Annotated in this window: 15 protein-coding genes; 4 read left to right on the forward strand and 11 right to left on the reverse strand. The window is 62.9% G+C overall.

All coding sequences use genetic code 11. The features are described from left to right. Positions 1–11: 11 nt before the first annotated feature. The 8 genes from ACUN8C_RS15855 to ACUN8C_RS15890 all read right to left on the reverse strand — a co-directional run bounded on the left by ACUN8C_RS15855 (position 12) and on the right by ACUN8C_RS15890 (position 10,499). Positions 12–1,664, reverse strand: coding sequence for an ABC transporter ATP-binding protein (locus tag ACUN8C_RS15855; RefSeq protein ID WP_445620123.1), 1,653 nt, complete (start codon positions 1,662–1,664; stop codon positions 12–14). Between the two features lie 4 nt (positions 1,665–1,668). After that, complete coding sequence (locus tag ACUN8C_RS15860; protein ID WP_445620124.1) at positions 1,669–2,526, reverse strand: ABC transporter permease; 858 nt, start codon at positions 2,524–2,526, stop codon at positions 1,669–1,671. A 65-nt stretch (positions 2,527–2,591) separates the two neighbouring features. Continuing rightward, entirely contained in the window at positions 2,592–3,548 is a 957-nt protein-coding gene (locus tag ACUN8C_RS15865) for an ABC transporter permease (protein WP_445620125.1), read from the reverse strand. Positions 3,549–3,653: 105 nt separating this feature from the next. Beyond that, positions 3,654–5,291, reverse strand: a complete 1,638-nt coding sequence (locus ACUN8C_RS15870; protein WP_445620126.1) for an ABC transporter substrate-binding protein — start codon at positions 5,289–5,291, stop codon at positions 3,654–3,656. A gap of 108 nt (positions 5,292–5,399) precedes the next feature. Next, on the reverse strand, positions 5,400–6,689 hold the full coding sequence (locus tag ACUN8C_RS15875) for an NAD(P)/FAD-dependent oxidoreductase (protein ID WP_445620127.1): 1,290 nt from the start codon (positions 6,687–6,689) through the stop codon (positions 5,400–5,402). Between the two features lie 49 nt (positions 6,690–6,738). Continuing rightward, complete coding sequence (locus ACUN8C_RS15880; RefSeq protein WP_445620128.1) at positions 6,739–7,413, reverse strand: haloacid dehalogenase type II; 675 nt, start codon at positions 7,411–7,413, stop codon at positions 6,739–6,741. Positions 7,414–7,596: 183 nt separating this feature from the next. Beyond that, a complete protein-coding gene (locus ACUN8C_RS15885; RefSeq protein ID WP_445620129.1) occupies positions 7,597–8,928 on the reverse strand; it encodes an NAD(P)/FAD-dependent oxidoreductase in 1,332 nt (443 codons plus the stop codon). A gap of 95 nt (positions 8,929–9,023) precedes the next feature. Next, positions 9,024–10,499 carry an aldehyde dehydrogenase family protein gene (locus ACUN8C_RS15890; protein ID WP_445620130.1) on the reverse strand — a complete coding sequence of 492 codons (1,476 nt, stop codon included), beginning with the start codon at positions 10,497–10,499 and terminating at the stop codon, positions 9,024–9,026. 250 nt (positions 10,500–10,749) lie between these two features. Between ACUN8C_RS15890 and ACUN8C_RS15895 the strand changes: the two genes are divergently transcribed. Next, entirely contained in the window at positions 10,750–11,604 is an 855-nt protein-coding gene (locus tag ACUN8C_RS15895) for a GNAT family N-acetyltransferase (RefSeq protein WP_445620131.1), read from the forward strand. A gap of 190 nt (positions 11,605–11,794) precedes the next feature. Here ACUN8C_RS15895 and ACUN8C_RS15900 read toward each other — a convergent pair whose 3' ends face one another. The 3 genes from ACUN8C_RS15900 to ACUN8C_RS15910 all read right to left on the reverse strand — a co-directional run bounded on the left by ACUN8C_RS15900 (position 11,795) and on the right by ACUN8C_RS15910 (position 15,255). After that, positions 11,795–12,745, reverse strand: coding sequence for a 3-hydroxyacyl-CoA dehydrogenase family protein (locus ACUN8C_RS15900; RefSeq protein ID WP_445620132.1), 951 nt, complete (start codon positions 12,743–12,745; stop codon positions 11,795–11,797). Positions 12,746–12,797: 52 nt separating this feature from the next. Next, positions 12,798–13,766, reverse strand: a complete 969-nt coding sequence (locus tag ACUN8C_RS15905) for a sugar phosphate isomerase/epimerase family protein (protein ID WP_445620133.1) — start codon at positions 13,764–13,766, stop codon at positions 12,798–12,800. Between the two features lie 97 nt (positions 13,767–13,863). Then, positions 13,864–15,255, reverse strand: a complete 1,392-nt coding sequence (locus tag ACUN8C_RS15910; protein WP_445620134.1) for a GntP family permease — start codon at positions 15,253–15,255, stop codon at positions 13,864–13,866. Positions 15,256–15,439: 184 nt separating this feature from the next. Between ACUN8C_RS15910 and ACUN8C_RS15915 the strand changes: the two genes are divergently transcribed. From ACUN8C_RS15915 to ACUN8C_RS15925, 3 genes are all read left to right on the forward strand, one after another. Further along, the gene (locus ACUN8C_RS15915) at positions 15,440–16,387 is read left to right on the forward strand and encodes a LysR substrate-binding domain-containing protein (protein WP_108841389.1); all 948 of its coding nucleotides are present in this window, start codon (positions 15,440–15,442) and stop codon (positions 16,385–16,387) included. A gap of 97 nt (positions 16,388–16,484) precedes the next feature. Beyond that, complete coding sequence (locus tag ACUN8C_RS15920) at positions 16,485–17,705, forward strand: pyridoxal phosphate-dependent aminotransferase (protein WP_445620135.1); 1,221 nt, start codon at positions 16,485–16,487, stop codon at positions 17,703–17,705. Between the two features lie 120 nt (positions 17,706–17,825). Then, positions 17,826–19,022, forward strand: coding sequence for a Bcr/CflA family efflux MFS transporter (locus ACUN8C_RS15925; protein ID WP_445620136.1), 1,197 nt, complete (start codon positions 17,826–17,828; stop codon positions 19,020–19,022). Positions 19,023–19,069 lie beyond the last annotated feature (47 nt).

Here is a 19,069-nt window from a genome sequence, read left to right on the forward strand (position 1 = left end):
TTGGTAATGATTCATGCCACCGGTACTGCCGTCTCGCTGCGCTGTGGGCGGCTTTCCAGCCAGCCCTGACGCAGCTCCGGCACCGAGCCGATCAGCCGGCGCGTGTAGCCATGCTGCGGGGTGTTCAATACCTGCTTGCACGGTCCGCTCTCCACGCACTGCCCCTGATAGAGCACCATCACGTCGTCGCACAGGGAGCGCACGGTGGAAATGTCGTGGCTGATGAAGAGATAGGCCACGCCCAGCTCGCGGCGCAGTTCGACCAGCAGCTCCAGAATGGCCGCGCCGACCACCGTATCGAGGGCAGAGGTCACCTCGTCACACAGAATCAGATCCGGTTTGGCCGCCAGTGCCCGGGCCAGGTTGATGCGCTGCTTCTGACCGCCGGAGAGCTCGCCGGGCTTGCGATCCAGCAGATTGCGCGGCAGCTTCACCAGGTCCATCAGCTCCTCGACACGGGCACGGCGCGCGCGACGGTCCAGCCTGAAATAGGTCTCCAGCGGCCGGTTGAGCAGTCGCTGAACACTGTGGGCCGGATTGAGCGCATTGTCGGCACTTTGAAACACCATCTGGATACGTCGAAATTGCTCCGGCGTACGCCCGCGCAGCGTGGTAGAGAGCTCGCGCCGATCAAACTGGACCGATCCATGAGACGGCGCTACCAGCCCCGCCACGGCACGGGCCAGCGTCGACTTGCCCGACCCCGATTCCCCGATCACGCCGAGTGCCTGACCACGCACCAGATGCAGATTGATGTGTTCAAGCACCACGTTTTCGGGGCGGCCGTGGGCGTCGCGCGAACCGTAGCCGACCTGCAGGTCATCAATGTCCAGCAGCTCGGCGCCGTGGCGACCTTCTATGGGAGACAGGTGCTCATGCGGACGGGCCGCGGCCAAAAGGCTGCGGGTATAGTCGTGCGCCGGCTTTTCCAGAATGGACGCCGTGGTGTTGTGCTCCTGGGTCTCGCCGTTTTGCAGCACCAGCACCTGATCGGCCATCTGCGCCACCACGGCCAGATCGTGCGACACATAAATCGCCGTGGTGCCGCGCTCGCGCATCACCTGCTTGAAGGCGCGCAGCACCTCGATCTGAGTGGTGACATCCAGCGCGGTGGTCGGCTCGTCGAGCACAACCAGCGCCGGGTCGGTAATCAGCGCCATCGCGGCCATCACGCGCTGCAGCTGGCCGCCGGAGACCTGGTGCGGATAGCGCTCACCGATGTGCTCGGGCTCCGGCAGGGCCAGATCATGAAACAGCGACACGGCCTTTTGGCGCGCCTCCTGACGGTTCATGACGCCGTGAATCAGCGCGCCCTCGATGACCTGGTCCATCAGCGTGCGCGAGGGATTGAAGGCCGCAGCCGCACTCTGGGCGATATAGGATACCCGGTGCCCGCGCAGCGCACGGGTCTCGACAGGGTTGAGCGACAGGATATCGGTCTCGCCCAGGCGCACGCTGCCACCGGCAATACGACAGCCACTGCGGGCATAGCCCAGCATGGCCAGCGCAATGGTGGTCTTGCCCGAGCCCGACTCGCCGATCAGCGCCAGGACTTCTCCCGGCGCCAGTTCAAAATGGATGTCATTGACGATGACACGTTCCTCGCCGCCCGGCGGGGTGGCGCAGATCCTGAGATCGCGCACGGAGAGTGATTCTCCCAGCATGATGTCACTCCTTTTGCGAGCCGCGGCTGTTGGACAGACTGTCGATCAAGAGATTGGCACCGATGGTCAGCGTGCCGATGGCCAGCGCCGGGGCAATGACCGCCAGCGCCCCCTGGCTCAATCCGCCGATGTTTTCACGCACCAGCGAGCCCAGATCCGCCGCCGGTGGTTGAACGCCCAGCCCCAGAAAGCTCATGCCGCTGAGCAGCAACACGATGAAGACAAAGCGCATGCCCATGTCGGTCAGTACCGACTGGATCATGTTGGGCATGATCTCGACGGCAGCAATGTAAAAGCGTCCTTCACCACGAGTACGCGCCACCTGAACGTACTCGAGCGTGGCCAGGTTGGTCGCCAGGCTGTGCGAGATGCGAAAGGCCCCCGGGGCATAGCTGAGCACGGCTGCAATGATCAACAGGGGAATGGAGGTGCCAAAGGCGGACACCATGACCAGCGCCATCATCTTGCTGGGAATCGAGATCAGGGTGTCAAAGATGCGGCGTATGCCCTCCTCCAGCCAGCGCGGCAGCAGTACGGTCAGCATGCCAAACCCTGCCCCCACCAGACTCGACAGCAGGGCCGCCACCACGGCCAGTCCCACGGTGTAGCGGGCCCCGGTCAGGATGCGACTGAGCATGTCGCGCCCCATGTAGTCGGTGCCCAGCCAGTGGGCAGCACTCATGCCACCGTAGATCTCATCGGAGACAAAGGCGCCCATTGGATAGGGGGCAAGCAAGGGGCCGAAAATGGCGATCAGCACCCACGCGCCGAACACACTCAGCCCGATCCAGCGGGTCAGTCTCAAGCGGGGCTTGTTACGCCGGGCGGGCGTGGCGATCGGCAGGCGGCTTCCCTGGCTCATGCGCCGGTGGGACGCCGGGTGTGGTGACAGGCCTGGGCGACGATGTGGCATGGCATGGGTCTCGGTCATCGGTTTCGCAGCCTCGGATTGGAAAGGATCGCGCACAAGTCGGCCACCATCACCAGAATCAGGTAGGCGCCGCAAAAGAGCATGGCGCAGGCCTGAACAAGGGCGAGATCCCGGTTGGACACGGCATCCACCATCAGACTGGCGATACCCGGATAGTTGAAGATCGTCTCGACGATAATGACCCCGCCCAGCAGGTAGGAGAGGCTCAGCGCCACGGCATTGGCAATCGGCCCGATCGCATTGGGCAGGGCATGGCGCAGCACGCGACGCATGGGCGGTACCCCCTTGAGCCGCGCCATTTCGATATAGGCGCTGTCGAGCTGATCGATCAGCGCCGCCCGGGTCATGCGCGCCATCTGCGCAATCAATACGCAGCACAGCGTCAGCACCGGCATGGCGTAGATCCGCACGAAATCGCCCAGGTTATCGACCGTCGAGACATAGGAAAGGGCCGGAAGCCAGCCCAGATGTACGGCAAAGATCAGCACGGCAATCGTTGCGACCAGAAACTCCGGCACCGCCACCATGGACAGCGTCACGATATTGAGCACCCGGTCCACGTTGCCGCCGCGACGCATGGCCGCCACCAACCCCATGATCAGGGCCACGGGCACGGAAATGGCGGTGGTAATGGCCGCCAGCAGCAGCGAGTTGGGCAGCCGGTCGTTCATGAGCTGGGCGACCGGCATGCCGTTACTGGCCGACATGCCCAGATCACCGGTGGCAAAACCACTCAGCCAGTGCCAGTAGCGCAGCAGCGCCGGCTGATCGAGCCCCAGCTCGACGCGCAGGGCCGCCACCTGCTCGGGCGTGGCGAACTGACCGAGGATCTGCTGGGCAGTGTCACCGGGCAGCAGAGAGGTAATGGCAAAAATGACCAGCGACACCAGAAACAGTGTCAAAAGACTTGAGGACAGACGTCCCAGCACCAGTTTGGGCATGGTGTTGCGCATCCTTCGCCTCCGGATTGGGGGCCGGTCGGGGCGCGAAAGCCGTGGGATACCCAGGGTTTCGCGCCTGATTCGATGGCCGCAGTGACAGGAAAGGCAACAGTGCCCTTACGCGTTCCACCAGATGTTTTCAGCGCACATGTAGCCCATGAAGCTGCCCAGCGGAATGGTCTGATCCATGCCGCCGATGCGGGCGTCATAACCCTCCACATCGCTTAAAAAGACCGGAATGCCGATGCCGCTTTCGTCATGAATCATGGTCTGCATGTCGGCATACATCTGCTTGCGTTTGGCGACATCGGGCTCGCTTCTGGAAGCCACCAGCAGCTGGTCGAACTGCTCGTTTTTCCAGCCCGACTCGTTCCAGGGCGCCTTTGAGGCAAAGAACTGCGAGAGAAGAATATTGGCCGTGGGGCGCGCGTTGATGTTGCCAAAGCCCAGCGGGTGCTTCATCCAGTGATTGGACCAGTAGCCGTCACCCGGCACCCGATTGAGGTTGATATTGAGCCCGGCCTGGGCGGCCGACTGCTGCAGCAGCTGGCCCATCTCTTCGGAGTAATTGGCCGCCGGCGAGACCACGACCGGCACGCGGGCACCGGCCACACCGGCCTTTTTCAGAAGCGACGCGGCCCGCTCGGGGTCGTATTCACGCTGCGGCAGGCCATCGAAATAGTAGGGGGAAGACGGCGCGATCGGCTGATCGTTGGCGATCTCGCCGTAGCCGCGCAGGGCCACGCGCTTGATCTGCTCGCGGTCAAAGAGATATTTCATGGCCTCGACGAACTCTGGCCGGCTGCCGGGCTGTTGATCCACCCGCATAATCAGATCGGTGTAGTTGCCCGAGTTGGTAGCCTTGACCCTGTGACCATCGCCCTGCTTGATGCGATCGGCATTGCGGCCAGTGAGGTTGTTAATCATCTGGACATCGCCGGAGAGCAGCGCGTTGACACGTGCCGACTCGTCACTGATGCCCACCATCTCGATGGCATCGAGATGTGGATAACCTTCGCGCCAGTAGTTCTCGTTGCGCACGGCCACCGAGCGCACGCCGGGGCTGAACTCCTGACACTTGAACGGCCCGGTGCCGATGCCCTTGGAAAAATCGGTGGTGCCATCGGGCACGATCACCAGATGGGAGATGGCCAGAATTGAGGGCAGTTCGATATTGGGTGAGGTCAGGTTGAATTCGATGCGCCGGTCGTCCAGCGCCTTGATGCTGCCGATCTGTTCGACCATCGACAGCACCTTGGAGCCGACGCCCGGGTCCTTGTGGCGCATGATCGAATAGATGACGTCCTGCGGCGTCAGCGATTTGCCATCATGGAAGGTGACCTCCGGGCGCAGGGTAAATACCCAGCGATCGCCGTTGTCGCTGCTTTCAAACGTCTCGGCCAGCGCCGGCTGCGGTTCGAGCTGCTCGTTGAACCGGGTCAGACCGTTATAGAAGGTATAGGCGCGCACGTAGTCAATCGCCGTGGAGCCCTTCGCCGGGTCCAGCGACTCACTCGAGGAGGACGAGTGCGCCGCCATGCGAATGCGACCGCCACGTTTGGGTTCGGGCTGCGCCTGAGCTGCCCAGCCGCGCGACAGGCCCGGCCACATGCCGCTGCCGGCAGCCACGATGCCAACCGTCCCCAGCATTTTCAGCGCCTGGCGGCGGGACAACCCGGCCTGCATGGCGCGGTAAACCTGCAGGCTCTGCTCCGGGGAGACGAATTCGTCATCACCATGTTTATTGTGTGTCATGAGCCTTCTCCTTCTGCCTGAAATTGTTATTGCATTCGGATACAGCGCTGCATCGATGACAGCCTTGAGCTGTCCTGTTGTTCTGAACGTTCGTGTGCCTGATGCCGGCTAGTGCAGCCGGTCCTGCAGGCGATACCAGCTGCCCACCAGGGGTAAAAACCAGGGTTTGCCGAAATGACCGGGGATCGCCGGCCAGTCATCGCTTTGCCAGGGATACTCCTTGCGCTGACCCAGCATCATCTCGGCCAGCATGCGGCCCATGTGGACCGACATCTGCACGCCATGGCCGCTGAACCCCATCACGTAGTACATGCCGTCATGGCGACCGGCGTGCGGCAGGCGGTCACGACTCATGTCCACCAGCCCGCCCCAGCAATGCGATAGCGGCGTGTCGCCAAGCTGCGGAAAGGTCTCGGCAAGGCCACGGCGCAGAATCTCGCCGCTTTTGGCGTCGGACTTGCCACCGGACATGGCGAAACGGGCGCGGCCGCCGAACAGCAGACGATCATCCGGGGTCAGGCGGAAATAGTGGCCGATGATGCGGCTGGTCACGCAGGCGCGACGATGGGGAATGAGCTGGGCGCACTGATCCTTTGAGAGCGGCTCGGTGACCACGATAAAGCTGCCCACCGGCGCCATCCGACGACGAAACCAGTTCAGCGGGCCGACCTGGGAAGCGCCGGTCGCCAGCAAAACGTTGTTGGCGTAAAACTCGCTGGTCTGGAACTCGCCGTGCGAAGTGGTCAGTCGATAGCGCTCGCCTTCGCGCTCGACGCCGGTCATGGGGGTATGTTCAAAAAGATGGGCGCCATGGCGCACGGCCGCCTCGGCCAGCCCCGTACCAAAGCATCCCATGTGCATCTGGCCGCCGTTTTTCTGCCAGAGCGCACCATGAAAGGCCGGTGAATCCACCTCACGCCGCGCCTCTTCTCTGGAGAGCAGCGCCACGTCAGGGTCGACATCGCGGCGAATCGCCTCGCAGGTACGGGCGAGCTTTTCATAGTGTTCGGGTTTGGCGGCGAGCTTGAGCTTGCCGCGACGCAGATAGTCGCAGGCAATGCCCTCCTCCTCGATCACCTGCTCGACCGAGGCCACCGCCTCGCTGTAGCTGCGGTAATGCAGCATGGCCTGCTCGCGGCCGAGCTGGTCGACCATGCCGGCGTAGTCCTGGGCCACGCCGGTATTGCACTGCCCGCCGTTGCGACCGGAGGCTTCACCGATCACCCGCCCGGCCTCCAGAAGGGCCACGCGGGCGCCGTCACGGGCCAGGGTGCGCGCCGCTGACAGACCGGTAAGACCGCCGCCGATGACGGCCACATCATAGTGGCCTTCGGGAGGATGGGTGCGGGCACCGGTAAAGGCCGGGGCCGTATCAAGCCAGTAGGACTCAAACTTCATGGACGCTCTCCCAAAAGGGGTCGCAGTGACGATTCACGGATCGACCGGCTCAGAGACCGACCAATGCCGGCAGACCACGGATATCGGCAATCTCGGTGGCCCCATAACCGTCACAGAAGCCCTCGTGATTGCGCGCCACGAACGCCTTGTTTCTGATGCCCATGAAGTGGGCCGACATCAGGTCATAGCGAAAGCTTGAGGAGACGTGCAACAGCTCATCGGGCTGGCAGCCCAGGGTGTCGATCATGGCCTCAAAGGCCGCCAGACGGGGCTTGTAGACCTGAAACATTTGCGCCGTGAAGACCTTGTGAAACGGCACTTCCAGCTTTTTGACGTTGTCCATGATCTGGCTGTCATCGGCGTTGGAGTAGATCACCAGCGGGATTTTATCGGCGATTTTTGATAACCCCTCGATCACGTCCGGATGGGGACCCCAGCTCGGCACCGCCTCGAAATAGCGCATGCCTTCGTTATCGCGATACGCCACGCCCCAGCGCTTGCAGGTACGCTCAAGTGCCGTGCACAGCACCTCTGAATAGGGCTTCCAGGGGCCGAGCACTTCATCAAAGCGATAGGCACCAAAGGATTTGACGAAGGCGTCCATGCGATCGGCATCCGGGATGCGATCGGCAAAGAGTTCGCGCGTCATGGCGCCCATTTGAAAGTTGGTCAGCGTGCCGTAGCAGTCAAAGGTGATGTACTTCGGGCGCATGATGTCGCTCATGGTGTGTCGTCCTGTGTTGTCGTGCCGTTAACGGCGAAGATTGTTGTGGACGTTGGCCCCCAGCGGGGGCCATGGCTTCATTACAGCACTTCCCGACCATCGCAGGACGCTGAAAGCCCGGGGGCTGTCGGTACAAAACGCCCTTTTTCGCGGGGCGCACAGCACAGACTGCGGCAGAAGGAATCACATCATCTCGGGCTGACGAATGCGGCTGCCGCGAGCAAAGCGGTCAATATGATAGGGCGCAGGGTCCACCACGGGCGTGGCGCCGGTGACCAGATCTGCCGCCAGCTGACCGGCTGCCGGGCCGATGCCAAAGCCGTGACCGGAAAAGCCCGAGGCGATGATAAAGCCCGGAACGGCCTCGACCGGTGAGATGATCGGCACCATGTCCGGCGTGGTATCGATCATGCCGCCCCAGGCGCGGGCAAGATGCAGGCCCTTGAGTGACGGGTATTCCGCATGCAGCCCGGCCAGTGCGGCGCGCGCCTGCACCATGTCGGGGGCGGGGTCCAGAATGCGCTGCTGCTCAAAGGGTGAGATCTGGTCAAATTCCCAGCGCCCGGCGGCTTCCGGCCCCTGAAAGAAGGAGCGCCCGATGCGCACCTGCAGCTTCTTGGCCAGCTTGCTGCGATAGGCGCCATAAAATTTCGTGGCGTAGCGCAGGCCCTGCGGGCTCACTTCCACCCGCCCGCGACCGGGCAGCGCCAGCGTGTAGCCCCCGTCAAGGCGCCGTCGCAGCGCAATTTTCGGCGTAGTCAGACAGCCCGGGGTGACCTCAGGGGCCGTGGTGGTCTGCACGGTGGTGCCCATGATGTTGGCCGCCGGCAGTTCGACCCCATGACGGCGGCAAAAGCGTGAGCTCCAGGCACCGCCGGCACAGATCACACTCGAGGTCCGAATCAGGCCGCGCTCGGTCCACACACCACTGACGCGCCCGCCGGAAAGCTCCAGCCCGCGCACAGCGCAGTTTTGATGTACATACGCACCGCGCTCGCGGGCGCCGTGGGCGATGGCCGGACAGGCCATGGCGGGTTCGGCGTGGCCGTCGGTGGGCGACCAGATGCCACCAAGCCAGCGCGAGGTGGTGCCGGGTGCGCGTTCATGCGCCTGTTCGGCGGTCAGCACCTGGCTGACAAAGCCGTGCGCCCGGGCCTTCTCGCCCCAGGCCTCCCATTTGGCCAGGCTTTCGGGGTTGTCAGTGGTATAAACGATCCCGCTGCGGCGAAAGCCCACGTCACGGCCGATCTCGCCGGACATCGCCTCCCACCGGTTCAGGCTGTGCATCGCCAGCGGCAGCTCGAACATGTCGCGGTTTTGCTGACGCACCCAGCCCCAGTTGCGACTCGACTGCTCACAGCCGATCAGCCCCTTCTCCAGCAGGGCCACCGACACGCCCCGACAGGCCAGCTCATAGGCCGTGGTGGTGCCCACAATGCCTGCGCCGATGACCACGACATCGACCTGCTCGGGAAAGTCGGGACTGTCGTGAACGGTATCTACGTTGACGAACATGTTCGAAAACCTCTTCTCTTGTTGTTGGCCGTCAGCCAATCGACGCGTCATTGTGCGACAGGTGAGGCGTCTCTATCTGCACCTCAGGCCGCACCTCAGATGTTCAGATCGATCAGCACGCTCTTGTGATGAAGATTGGCCTCAAAGGCGGCCCGGCCCAGATCACGGCCGATGCCGGAGCGCTTGTAACCGCCGGTGGGCAAAATATAGTCATTGCTGCGCCCATAGCGATTGACCCACACGGTGCCGGCGCTGAGCCGGCGTACGGCGCGCAGCGCCCGGCCGATATCCGCCGTGTGAACCCCGGCGGCCAGGCCATAGACCTCGTGTTCGGCCAGCGCCAGCGCCTCTTCTTCGTCGTCAAAGGCCTGTACGCTCAGCACCGGCCCGAAGATCTCCTCATGCACTGCCGGATTATCGCTTTTATCGACCCGCAGTATCGTGGGCCGATAGAAACAGCCGCCAAACGACGTTTCAAAGCGCGCGCCGCCTGCGACCAGCTCGGCACCAGCGCCAATGGCACGCCCAATGACCGACTCGATACGGTTGGTCTGGGTCTCGGAGATGATCGGTGAAAAGCGCGTTCCTTCCTGCCAGGTCAGCCCGGGAACCAGCCCATCGAAATGGGTTTTCAGCCGCTCGATCATGGGTTCAAGCAGTGAGCGCTCGATCAAAAGACGCGAGCCTGCCACACAGACCTGGCCGGCGTTACCGGTAATGGCAGCGGCAAGCGTGGCCGCGGTGCGATCCAGATCGGGAATGTCGCCAAACACCAGCTGTGGGCTCTTGCCGCCCAGCTCCAGCGTCACGGGCTTCGGGCCGGTCTCGGCGCAGGCGCCCATGATACTGCGGCCGGTGGCGGTCGAGCCGGTAAAGGTCACCTTGGCCACATCGGGATGACGACATAGCGCGTCCCCCGTGGTGGCCCCATCGCCCTGAATCACGTTGAAAACGCCCGGCGGCATACCGGCCTCGATGGCCAGTTCGGCCAGACGTACCGCCGTAAAGGGCGTCATTTCGGAAGGCTTGAGCACCACGGTATTGCCGGCTGCCAGTGCCGGCGCCACCTTCCAGCAGGTCATGCTGAGAGGAAAGTTCCAGGGGGCGATGGCGCCGACCACTCCCAGTGGCTCGGCAATCTGCATGCCCAGACTGTCATGGGCGGTGGCCGCCACCTCACCGCCGTGCTTGTCGGCGAACTCGGCAAAAAAGCGGATGCCCTCGGCGGTATAAGGCACATCCCAGGCCCGCGCCTGATCGATCGGCCGGGTAGACCCCAGCGCTTCAAGCGGCGCCAGATAGTCGATATCGACCTCGATCAGATCCGCCCAGCGGCGCATGATGCGCGCCCGTTCGCGCGGGGCCCGCCGCGCCCAGTCAGCATGCAAAAACGCCTGCCGAGCGCTGGTCACTGCTTCATCGACCCGAGCGGCATCGGCGACCGGCAGGCCGGCATATACCGCGCCGTCAGCCGGTCGAATGACCTCAAGGTCGTCGCGATCACGCACCTGGCGGCCATGAATGAAGTGAGCACAGGGGATAGTGATACGGGCTGGATCGAAGCTCGACATGAAAGGGCTCCCGGCGATGAAAGGGTCCGCCCGATGTTCAGGGCAAAAGGCTCCCTTCATGCTAAGGCCAATGGCCCGGCACGGGGTGCCGAGTGTGGCCGCGCTCGACGCAGTTGATGCGTCAAAGCCGTATTGATTCGGTCAGATCTGCCGAATTGCATGGCCGGCCCTGCCCGGGCGTGGCACACGCGCAAGGCGCATGCGACAGTAACCATCCCCCCACCCGACACCTCCATGGGAGCCTGCTGTCATGTCTTCATCCTCATCGCAATGCTCGGCCGATACCTCACAGGAACTCTGCTGGCGCCCCCTGCATGACAACGATCTGGTGCAGGCGCATGGGCTGTCACAGCGGCTGGGCTGGCCGCATCGCCCTGAGGACTGGGCCACGATGCTCAAGCTGGGCCACGGCGTCGCCATCGAAACCCCGGACGGAACATTGATCGGCACCGGCTTTTGCCTGCCACAAAATCATACTGCCACGCTTGGGCTGGTGATCATCGATGACGCCTGGCAGGGCAAGGGGCTGGGACGTGCCATGATGACCCGCCTGATGGCACTGGCCGGGGATCGTACCCAGCTGCTGGTCGCCACTGTGGCCGGCGCGCCGCTGTATCAAAAGCTCGGGTTCACGCCGTTCAGTACCGTCTGTCAGTACCAGGGGATGGTGACAAACGCCCCGGAGACGCCGGAAGCGCTCGAGGGGCTGCGTGCGATGACCGAGCAGGATATTGAGGCCATCATGGCGCTGTCGCCCGATAACGCCGTCCATGTTGAGGCCGTGCGTCAGGCCACGCAGGGCGTCGTGATCGAGCGCGACGGTCAGCTCGTGGGGCTGGCCCTGCGCCGTCCCTACGGTCGCGGCGAACACATCGGCCCGGTCATGGCCGAATCACCGGAGCAGGCTCAGGCGCTGATGGCCACGCTGCTCTCACATGCAGAGGGCGCCTTCGTGCGGCTGGATCTGGTCGACCCACAGGAGGACCACCTGCTGACCGAATCGGGCCTTGCCTGTGTAGACAGGGTCGTGCGCATGCGCCGTGGCCCGGCGGTGGATGACAGCGTGCTGCCTCGCTTTGGCCTGATCAATCAGGCCATGGGATAGCCGCCTCCTTGCCCTGATCGACAAGACAGTGTTTCACGTGAAACATCATCGCCAGTGATCGAAGGTGACAGCGACACTGTCATGTATCAGCGATTCTGAGACGACAATCCCTGACAGGATGCTTTCACACATAAAAAAGCGCCCGCTCGAATCATCGAGCGGGCGCTTTTGAATATGACCGTCAGCCGGATTATTTCATCGGCGGCGGCCCGAGCTCCTTCATCAGCTCGGAGAGCTTCACGTAGGCCCGGTTGCGCCAGGCGATCAGGTCCGGGATGCGCTCGGCCGGCACGTCAGTGAAACCACCACCGCTCTTGGTACCCAGCTTGCCCTGCTCGATCAGCGAACTCAGCGCTTCGGGCGTGGCAAAGCGCTCGGGAAAGTCGGTCTGCAGCGACTGGTAGCAGAAGTTGTAGACGTCGAGCCCTGCCATGTCGGCAATCGCGAACGGGCCGAAAAACGGCAGGCGGAAGCCAAACGTGGTACGCACCAGCGTATCGATGTCCTCGGGGCTGGCCACACCTTCTTCCAGCAGCTGCGTTGCCTCGTGAAACAGCGCGTACTGCAGACGATTGAGCACAAAGCCGGTCACGTCCTTGACCGTGGCCGTCTCCTTGCCGGTCTCATGAACGATCGCACAGGCGCGCTCGACAACGGCGGGGTCGGTGCCTTCATGCGGGATGATCTCCACGCCCGGCACGAACGGTGACGGATTGGAGAAGTGCACGCCCAGAAAACGCTCCGGGTTGGTGACCGCTTCGGAGAGCTTGGCAATCGAGATGGTTGAGGTGTTGGTGGCGATGATCGCATCCGGGCGCGCCGCAGCACTGACACGTTTGAAGATCTCATGCTTGATGTCGATCTTCTCGGGCACGGCTTCTTCGATGAAATCGGCGTCACGTACTGCGTCCTCGATGGACTCGGCGACTTTCACCTGACGTTCGATGCGCTCGACGGCGTCACTGGGGAACAGACCGTCGGCAACAAACCTGCGGGTTTCCTCGATCAGACGCTCGCGGTTGGCCTGGGTGACTTCAAGCGAGACATCGCTGATTAGAACCTCGGCACCGGCCAGCGCCATGACCTGAGCGATGCCGCCCCCCATGTAGCCCGAGCCGACAATGGCAATTTTACGTGTCATGAAACCTTCACTCCCTGTAGACATGGTGTCGTCATATCGCGGTCATGGGCGATCAGCCCTGACGGACCTGGCTCTTGCCAAGGGCATAACCGGGCTTGCGCGGCAGAATCTTTTCGCGCAGGTACTTCTGATTGGTGCTGGACACGCTGAGGCCGTCACCGCCGTAGTGCTCGGTGCAGATGATGCCCTGAAAGCCGTTGGCCAGTGCGATTTCAAACGCCTTGCGATAGCTGATCAGACCCGATTCCAGCGGAGCCGGCATGGCCACGTAGTGGTCGCGCGCCACGTCTTCGTCGCGGATATAGTTTTTGACATGCCAGTAGTTGGCATACGGCATGGTCTTTTCCATGATCTCGAGCCAGGACTCGATCGGGCGGTGCAGACGAATCAGGTTGCCCGCATCCGGGTTGATGCCGACGTTGTCCAGACCGATGTCCTTGACCAGCGCGACAGACGAGTCGGCCGTGCCCAGGTAGGTGTCTTCATACATCTCGAGAGACATCAAAAGACCCAGCTCATCGGCATGCTGGCCCAGCTCGCGCAGGCGCTTGACGGCCAGATTCCACATATCACGATCGGCCTTCGGGTCCTTGTGACCTTCCACGGTCCAGAACCACAGCTGTTTTTGCTGCTCGGGCGTCAGGGCCTGGTGCAGACCGAAGGAGACCACGCGGCAGCCCAGCGCGGCCGCAGCTTCCAGCGTGCGGTGGCTGTAGGCCAGGTTGTCTTCCCCGTGCTCAAGATCGATGACACTGCGGCGAATGGCCGACACTGACGGCAGGCCGATACCGACTTCCTTTGCCGCGCCGCCCAGCGCTTCAAGACGGTCACGGGAGAGGTCACCGGGCTTGATCCAGCTGTCAAACAGATCGGCGTTATCAAAGCCGGCATCACGCACTTCTTCGAACACGCTGCGCCAGTGGGCAGGATCGGCGTCATTGACGGCGCGGCCCTGGGCATCAACACCGGCAAACTGCAGCAGTGCGGCCGTGATCGGCCAGTCATCAGCGGTATAAGGCATGAGTACATCTCCTTGTAGGGGCTTGCAGAAGTCTTGCAGGGGCCGGAATCAGGACCCGGGACACTTGCCCGCGGGCCCGCTGTTTGAAGATGGCGCCTTATGCGACCAGGGCGAAAAGCGCCCAGGCCAGACCAAAGGCCATCAGGGAAATACCGATCGACATCACGCTCCAGGTCCGCAGCATGGTGCGGGTCTCGACCTGCAGGAACCGACCGACCAGCCAGAACCCGGAATCGTTGACGTGGGAGTAGCCAATGGCACCGGCCACGATCGCCGTGGTGATACAGGCCGCCGGCATGCCGGCCAGTTCCGGCTGTGCCAGTACCGCCGGCGCCATGATGCCGGCCGCCGTGGTCCCGGCCACGGTGGCCGAGCCCTGGGCGATGCGGATGACCGAGGCGATGAGATAGCCGGCCAGAATCAGCGGCATGCCGATCGCATCAAGGCTCGCCGCCAGCGCATTGCCGATCCCACTAGCCGTCAGTACGCCACCGAACATGCCTCCGGCACCGGTAATCAGGATGATGGTGCACACTGGCGCCAGCGCCTTTTCGATGATGTCGTTGATGGCGTCCATCGGCTCCTGGCGTCCGCGGCGAAAGATCAGAAGCCACATCGCCACGCAGGTACTGATCAGCAGCGCAATCGGGGTCTCGCCAATGACAATGAAGACGTCCAGCAGCGCATTGTCTTCCGGCAGGGTGCCCGCCGAGATCAACGTCGAGATACCGGTGTTCATGAAAATCAGTACCAGCGGCAGCAGCAGGACCAGCAGCACGGTGCCAAAGGCGGGGGCCGGCGCGCCGTCGTTTTCCTCACCCCCCATCACATCGGGCACTGGCTGGGACGGTGTCTTGTTGGCAAGCCACACGGCCAGGCGATAGCCCATTACATACCAGGTGGGCAGCCCGACCAGCAGCCCGACAAAGAGCACCAGTCCGATATCGGCGTGTAAAAAGACGGCGGCGGCCACCGGCCCCGGATGCGGCGGCATCAGGGCGTGCATGACCAGAGCGGCCCCCGCAACGGGCAGGCCGTACAGCAGCACCGAGCCCTTGAGCTCACGCGCGACCGCAAAGATGATCGGCAGCATCACGACATAGGCGGCATCGAGAAAGATCGGGAAGCAAAACAAAAGTGCGGCAATCGATAACCCCAAAGGCGCCCGTTCACGCCCGCAGATGCGAATCAGGGTGTCAGACAGCACGCGAGCCCCGCCCGAGACGGCAACGATCCGCCCGAGCACGGCGCCAAAGCCGATCAACATGGCCACATTGCCCAGCGTTTTGCCAAAGCCGCCGGTCAAGGTCGAGATCAGGTCACTGACATCGATGCCGGTCGCCAGCGCCGTGGCAATACTGACCATAACCAGCGCAAAGAAGGGATGCAGACGAATTCGAATGATCAACAGCAGCAAAATGGCAATCGCCATGGCCGAGATCAACAGCAGAAGGGGTGTGGATAAAGCGGCTTCGGGCGCGCTGGGCATAACCGGCTCCGGATCAGACCATGGCGTCCGGAACAGGCCGATGCGCCATTGGTCGCAAAATGCCTTACATCACTGTAAGTCCAATACCACAGACGATATCTTCCTCGGGTAATACCCGACCAATGCCGGTCATACCGAAAGGTGATGACCATTTTGATATCACTTGCATAACGAGCCGCACGTCATGGGGACTCTGCCGGAAGACTGGTTTTTTAGATCACGACTAAAGTTGCGTCATCTACAGCTTTTTGTAGCCCTTGGCGAACAGGGCAATCTGCATCGTAGCGCCGAAGTGCTGGGCATCAGCCAGCCCGCCGCCTCGAGACTTCTGATTGAACTCGAGGAACGCCTGGGCACCACCCTGTTCGAACGTCACGGCCGCGGGCTCTCGCCCAACCTGTATGGCGAGCTGATGATTCGCCGCGCCCGAACCATCATCGATGAACTTGAACGCGCCGGGGAGGAATTCAACGCCATCCGTGCCGGACACGCCGGACTGGTCCGGGTCGGCACGGTCATGGAACCCGCCGTGGCCCTGCTGACGCGGGCCATCGAGCAGATGCACGGCGAGCGCCCGGGACTTCGCATTAACGTGCACGTGGATGTCAGTCGCGCCCTGATCTCCGGACTGCTCGATGGTCATTACAATTTTGTGATCTCTCGCATTCCGGCCGGTTTCTCCGGCGAGCACTTCGTGTTCGAGGAGATCGGCGAGGAGGAAATCTGTTTTATCTGCAGTCGTAACCATCCGCTGGCCGAGCAGCCGGTGCCGGCGCTGTCTGCCATGGTCGACTACCCCTGGGCGCTGCAGCCGCCCGGCACCCTGATGCGCCAGCGCGTGGATGACCTGCTGCGTCACCGTGGTCTCGAACCACCCCACTGGATCGTCGACACCTCGGATCTGACCACCTCGCTGGCGCTGGTCAACGCCTCGTCGTTTCTGACCGTGGCGACCCGAGGCGTGGCCGAGCTGCTGTGCGACCCGCAGCGCTTTCGCATCATCTCGTCGTCCACGCGTTTGAGCGTACAGCCCTACGGGCTGGTCAGCCTGCGCCGCCAGCAACTGCCACCGGGGGTGGCTGCCATGATGCACCTGCTGCGTCAGCTGATTCGTCAGCCGCCGCCGATCTGACGACACCCTCCCACGCGACCACGCGGTGTGCGCGTGGCCGCCCACGGCCAAAGCCGTTACTCTGGGGGCCTCTCCCCTGCTGACCGGAACGCTGACCATGACCACGCTTGCCCGCCGCCTGAGCACGATAAAGCCCTCTGCCTCGATTGATATCTCGCGCCGCGCCGCCGAGATGCGCCGGGCCGGACTGGATGTCATTACCCTGTCGCAGGGCGAGCCCGATTTCGATACGCCCGCCCATATTGCACACGCCGGCAAGCGCGCCATCGACGAGGGCCACACCCGCTATACCGATGTCGATGGCACCCCCGAGCTCAAACAGGCGGTGGTGGCCAAGTTCGAGCGGGACAACGGTCTGCACTACGCGACCGATCAGATTTCGGTGGGCACTGGTGGCAAGCAGGTCATTTTCAACGCCCTGTTTGCCCTCATTGACCCGGATGACGAGGTCATCATTCCGGCGCCGTACTGGGTCTCCTATCCAGACATGGTGCGTCTGGCCGAGGGCATGCCGGTCTGTGTCGAGTGTGATGAAACACAGGGCTTCAAGCTCACGGCCGAGCAGCTTGAGGCCGCCATCACGCCGAAGACGAAATGTTTGATTCTCAACTCCCCCGGCAACCCCACCGGCGCCGGCTATCACCGCGAGGAGCTGGCCGCGCTGGGTGAGGTATTAAAGCGCCACCCACAGGTGTTCGTGATCAGCGACGACATCTATGAGTATCTCGCCTACGACGGCTGGGCCTTTACCACTCTCGCTGCCGTGGTGCCGGAACTGTTAGAGCGCACCCTGACCGTTAACGGCGTCTCCAAGGGATACGCCATGACCGGCTGGCGCATCGGTTTTGGCGGCGGCCCGAAGGATCTGATTCGCGCCATGGCGATGCTGCAGGGGCAGATGACCACCAACCCCAGCGCCATTTCGCAGGCCGCGGCCGTGGAAGCCCTCAATGGCCCTCGCGACTTTCTGGAAGAACACCTCGAGATCTTTCGCCAGCGCCGCGACATGTGCGCGACGGCCTTCAATGCCATTGACGGGCTGTCGTGCCGCGTTCCTGAAGGCGCGTTTTATCTTTTCATCAGCTGTCAGGGATTGATCAATCGTCAAACGCCCGAAGGCGAGGTGCTTGAAAGGGATGTGGACGTGGCGCGGTTTCTGCTCGAGCAGGCCCATGTGGCCGTCGTGCCGGGCACGGCCTTCGGTCTGGCGCCCTGGTTTCGGGTCTCCTTTGCCGCCGCCACCGAACGCCTCGGCGAGGCCTGCGAGCGTATCGCTCAGGCCTGCGAAACCCTGACAGCGCCTGAGGCAAGCGACTGATGCCGACCCGATCGGTCGTGCCCTTGCCGGGGCGGCCGACGGGCAGCGCGTTGATAATGCCTCTCATGTCGCCATAATGGCGGATTCATTTCCTCGACCGAATTCAGGCATAAACGCTTCATGGCATCCAGAACCCCTTCTCACCTCTCGCTGGCCGTGGTGCTGGCGCTGACGGCCGCCATCGGCCCCTTCTCGCTTGACGCCTATCTGCCCGCCTTCCCCGCCATGGCCGAATCGCTGGGCGTGTCGATCAGCGATGTCTCCCTGAGCGTCTCGGTTTATATCTTCACGATGTCGATCGGTCAGCTCATTGGCGGGCCGCTGTCCGACCAGCTCGGGCGTCAAAAAATCATGTTCTCCGGGCTGATCCTCTACAGCGTGGCCAGTCTTCTGATCTGGCAGAGCGAGCAGCTTGAAAGCCTGCTGGCCTTTCGCGCCCTGCAGGCCTTTGCCGCCGGCTGGACGCTGGTGTCGGTACCAGCGCTGGTGCGCGACCGCGTGCAGGGTGTCGAGGCCGCGCGCCTTTTCAGCCTGATCGGTCTGATCATGGTGGTCGCCCCCGGCATCGCGCCCACCGTGGGCGGGCTGCTGCTGAGCCTGGGCGGCTGGTCGTTCATCTTTTTGTTTCTGGCGCTCTATGCCCTGCTAGTCATTCCGCTGCTGAAGCTGGTGGCCTTCAAAAAGGCCGGCGCGGCGCCAAAGGGAGCACCGGGTCCGAAGGTCAACATCCTGAAGCGCTACGCTCAGGTGCTGGCGACCCGCCAGGCCCTGCCCTTTCTGTTCTGGCAGGCCGCCTCGTTTTCGGTGCTGATGATCTTTGTGACCCACGCCTCCTTCGTCTATCAGACCCATTTCGGCGCCAATGAACACACCTTCGGGCTGCTGTTCGGGGCCAACGTGATCGTCATGCTGATCGCGAATCTGACCAATCGCTCCCTGCTGGAGCGCTTCGGCTCGCGGCGCATTCTACGCGGCGCCACCTGCATTCAGGCTGCAGCGATTGTCGTGCTGATACTGGCCAGCGTCTTCGATGCCGGGCTTTATGTCTTTTTGCCGGCGATGATGGTCAGCATCGGCATGGTCGGTGCCATTGCGCCCAACATCCAGGCCACCTTTATCGAGTACTTCGGCGTTAACAGTGGTACGGCAGCGGCGCTGCTGGGCGCCTCGCAGTTCGGCATCGCCGGCATTGTCAGCGCGCTGTCCTCACGCCTGCCGACCTCGGTCACGGCGGTGGTGCTGGCAATGGCGGCGTGCTCGGCGATCACGCTGTGCATGCTGGTACTGTCCCTGCGCCAGGAGCGAGCCGCGGCCTGAACCTGTCCGGCCTGACCCTGCATGAATGATGCGACATGCCCGACTGA

The sequence above is a fragment of the Kushneria sp. Sum13 genome (assembly GCF_052692355.1).

What these genes read in the sequence shown, in the direction of transcription:
- ACUN8C_RS15880 (WP_445620128.1), bottom strand. Translation starts at nt 7,413, where the DNA reads ATGAGCGACATCATGCGCCCGAAGTACATCACCTTTGACTGCTACGGC.
- ACUN8C_RS15875 (WP_445620127.1), bottom strand. Translation starts at nt 6,689, where the DNA reads ATGAAGTTTGAGTCCTACTGGCTTGATACGGCCCCGGCCTTTACCGGT.
- ACUN8C_RS15910 (WP_445620134.1), bottom strand. Translation starts at nt 15,255, where the DNA reads ATGCCCAGCGCGCCCGAAGCCGCTTTATCCACACCCCTTCTGCTGTTG.
- ACUN8C_RS15895 (WP_445620131.1), top strand. Translation starts at nt 10,750, where the DNA reads ATGTCTTCATCCTCATCGCAATGCTCGGCCGATACCTCACAGGAACTC.
- ACUN8C_RS15855 (WP_445620123.1), bottom strand. Translation starts at nt 1,664, where the DNA reads ATGCTGGGAGAATCACTCTCCGTGCGCGATCTCAGGATCTGCGCCACC.
- ACUN8C_RS15860 (WP_445620124.1), bottom strand. Translation starts at nt 2,526, where the DNA reads ATGAGCCAGGGAAGCCGCCTGCCGATCGCCACGCCCGCCCGGCGTAAC.
- ACUN8C_RS15890 (WP_445620130.1), bottom strand. Translation starts at nt 10,499, where the DNA reads ATGTCGAGCTTCGATCCAGCCCGTATCACTATCCCCTGTGCTCACTTC.
- ACUN8C_RS15870 (WP_445620126.1), bottom strand. Translation starts at nt 5,291, where the DNA reads ATGACACACAATAAACATGGTGATGACGAATTCGTCTCCCCGGAGCAG.
- ACUN8C_RS15865 (WP_445620125.1), bottom strand. Translation starts at nt 3,548, where the DNA reads ATGCGCAACACCATGCCCAAACTGGTGCTGGGACGTCTGTCCTCAAGT.
- ACUN8C_RS15885 (WP_445620129.1), bottom strand. Translation starts at nt 8,928, where the DNA reads ATGTTCGTCAACGTAGATACCGTTCACGACAGTCCCGACTTTCCCGAG.
- ACUN8C_RS15915 (WP_108841389.1), top strand. Translation starts at nt 15,440, where the DNA reads ATGGGGACTCTGCCGGAAGACTGGTTTTTTAGATCACGACTAAAGTTG.
- ACUN8C_RS15925 (WP_445620136.1), top strand. Translation starts at nt 17,826, where the DNA reads ATGGCATCCAGAACCCCTTCTCACCTCTCGCTGGCCGTGGTGCTGGCG.
- ACUN8C_RS15920 (WP_445620135.1), top strand. Translation starts at nt 16,485, where the DNA reads ATGACCACGCTTGCCCGCCGCCTGAGCACGATAAAGCCCTCTGCCTCG.
- ACUN8C_RS15905 (WP_445620133.1), bottom strand. Translation starts at nt 13,766, where the DNA reads ATGCCTTATACCGCTGATGACTGGCCGATCACGGCCGCACTGCTGCAG.
- ACUN8C_RS15900 (WP_445620132.1), bottom strand. Translation starts at nt 12,745, where the DNA reads ATGACACGTAAAATTGCCATTGTCGGCTCGGGCTACATGGGGGGCGGC.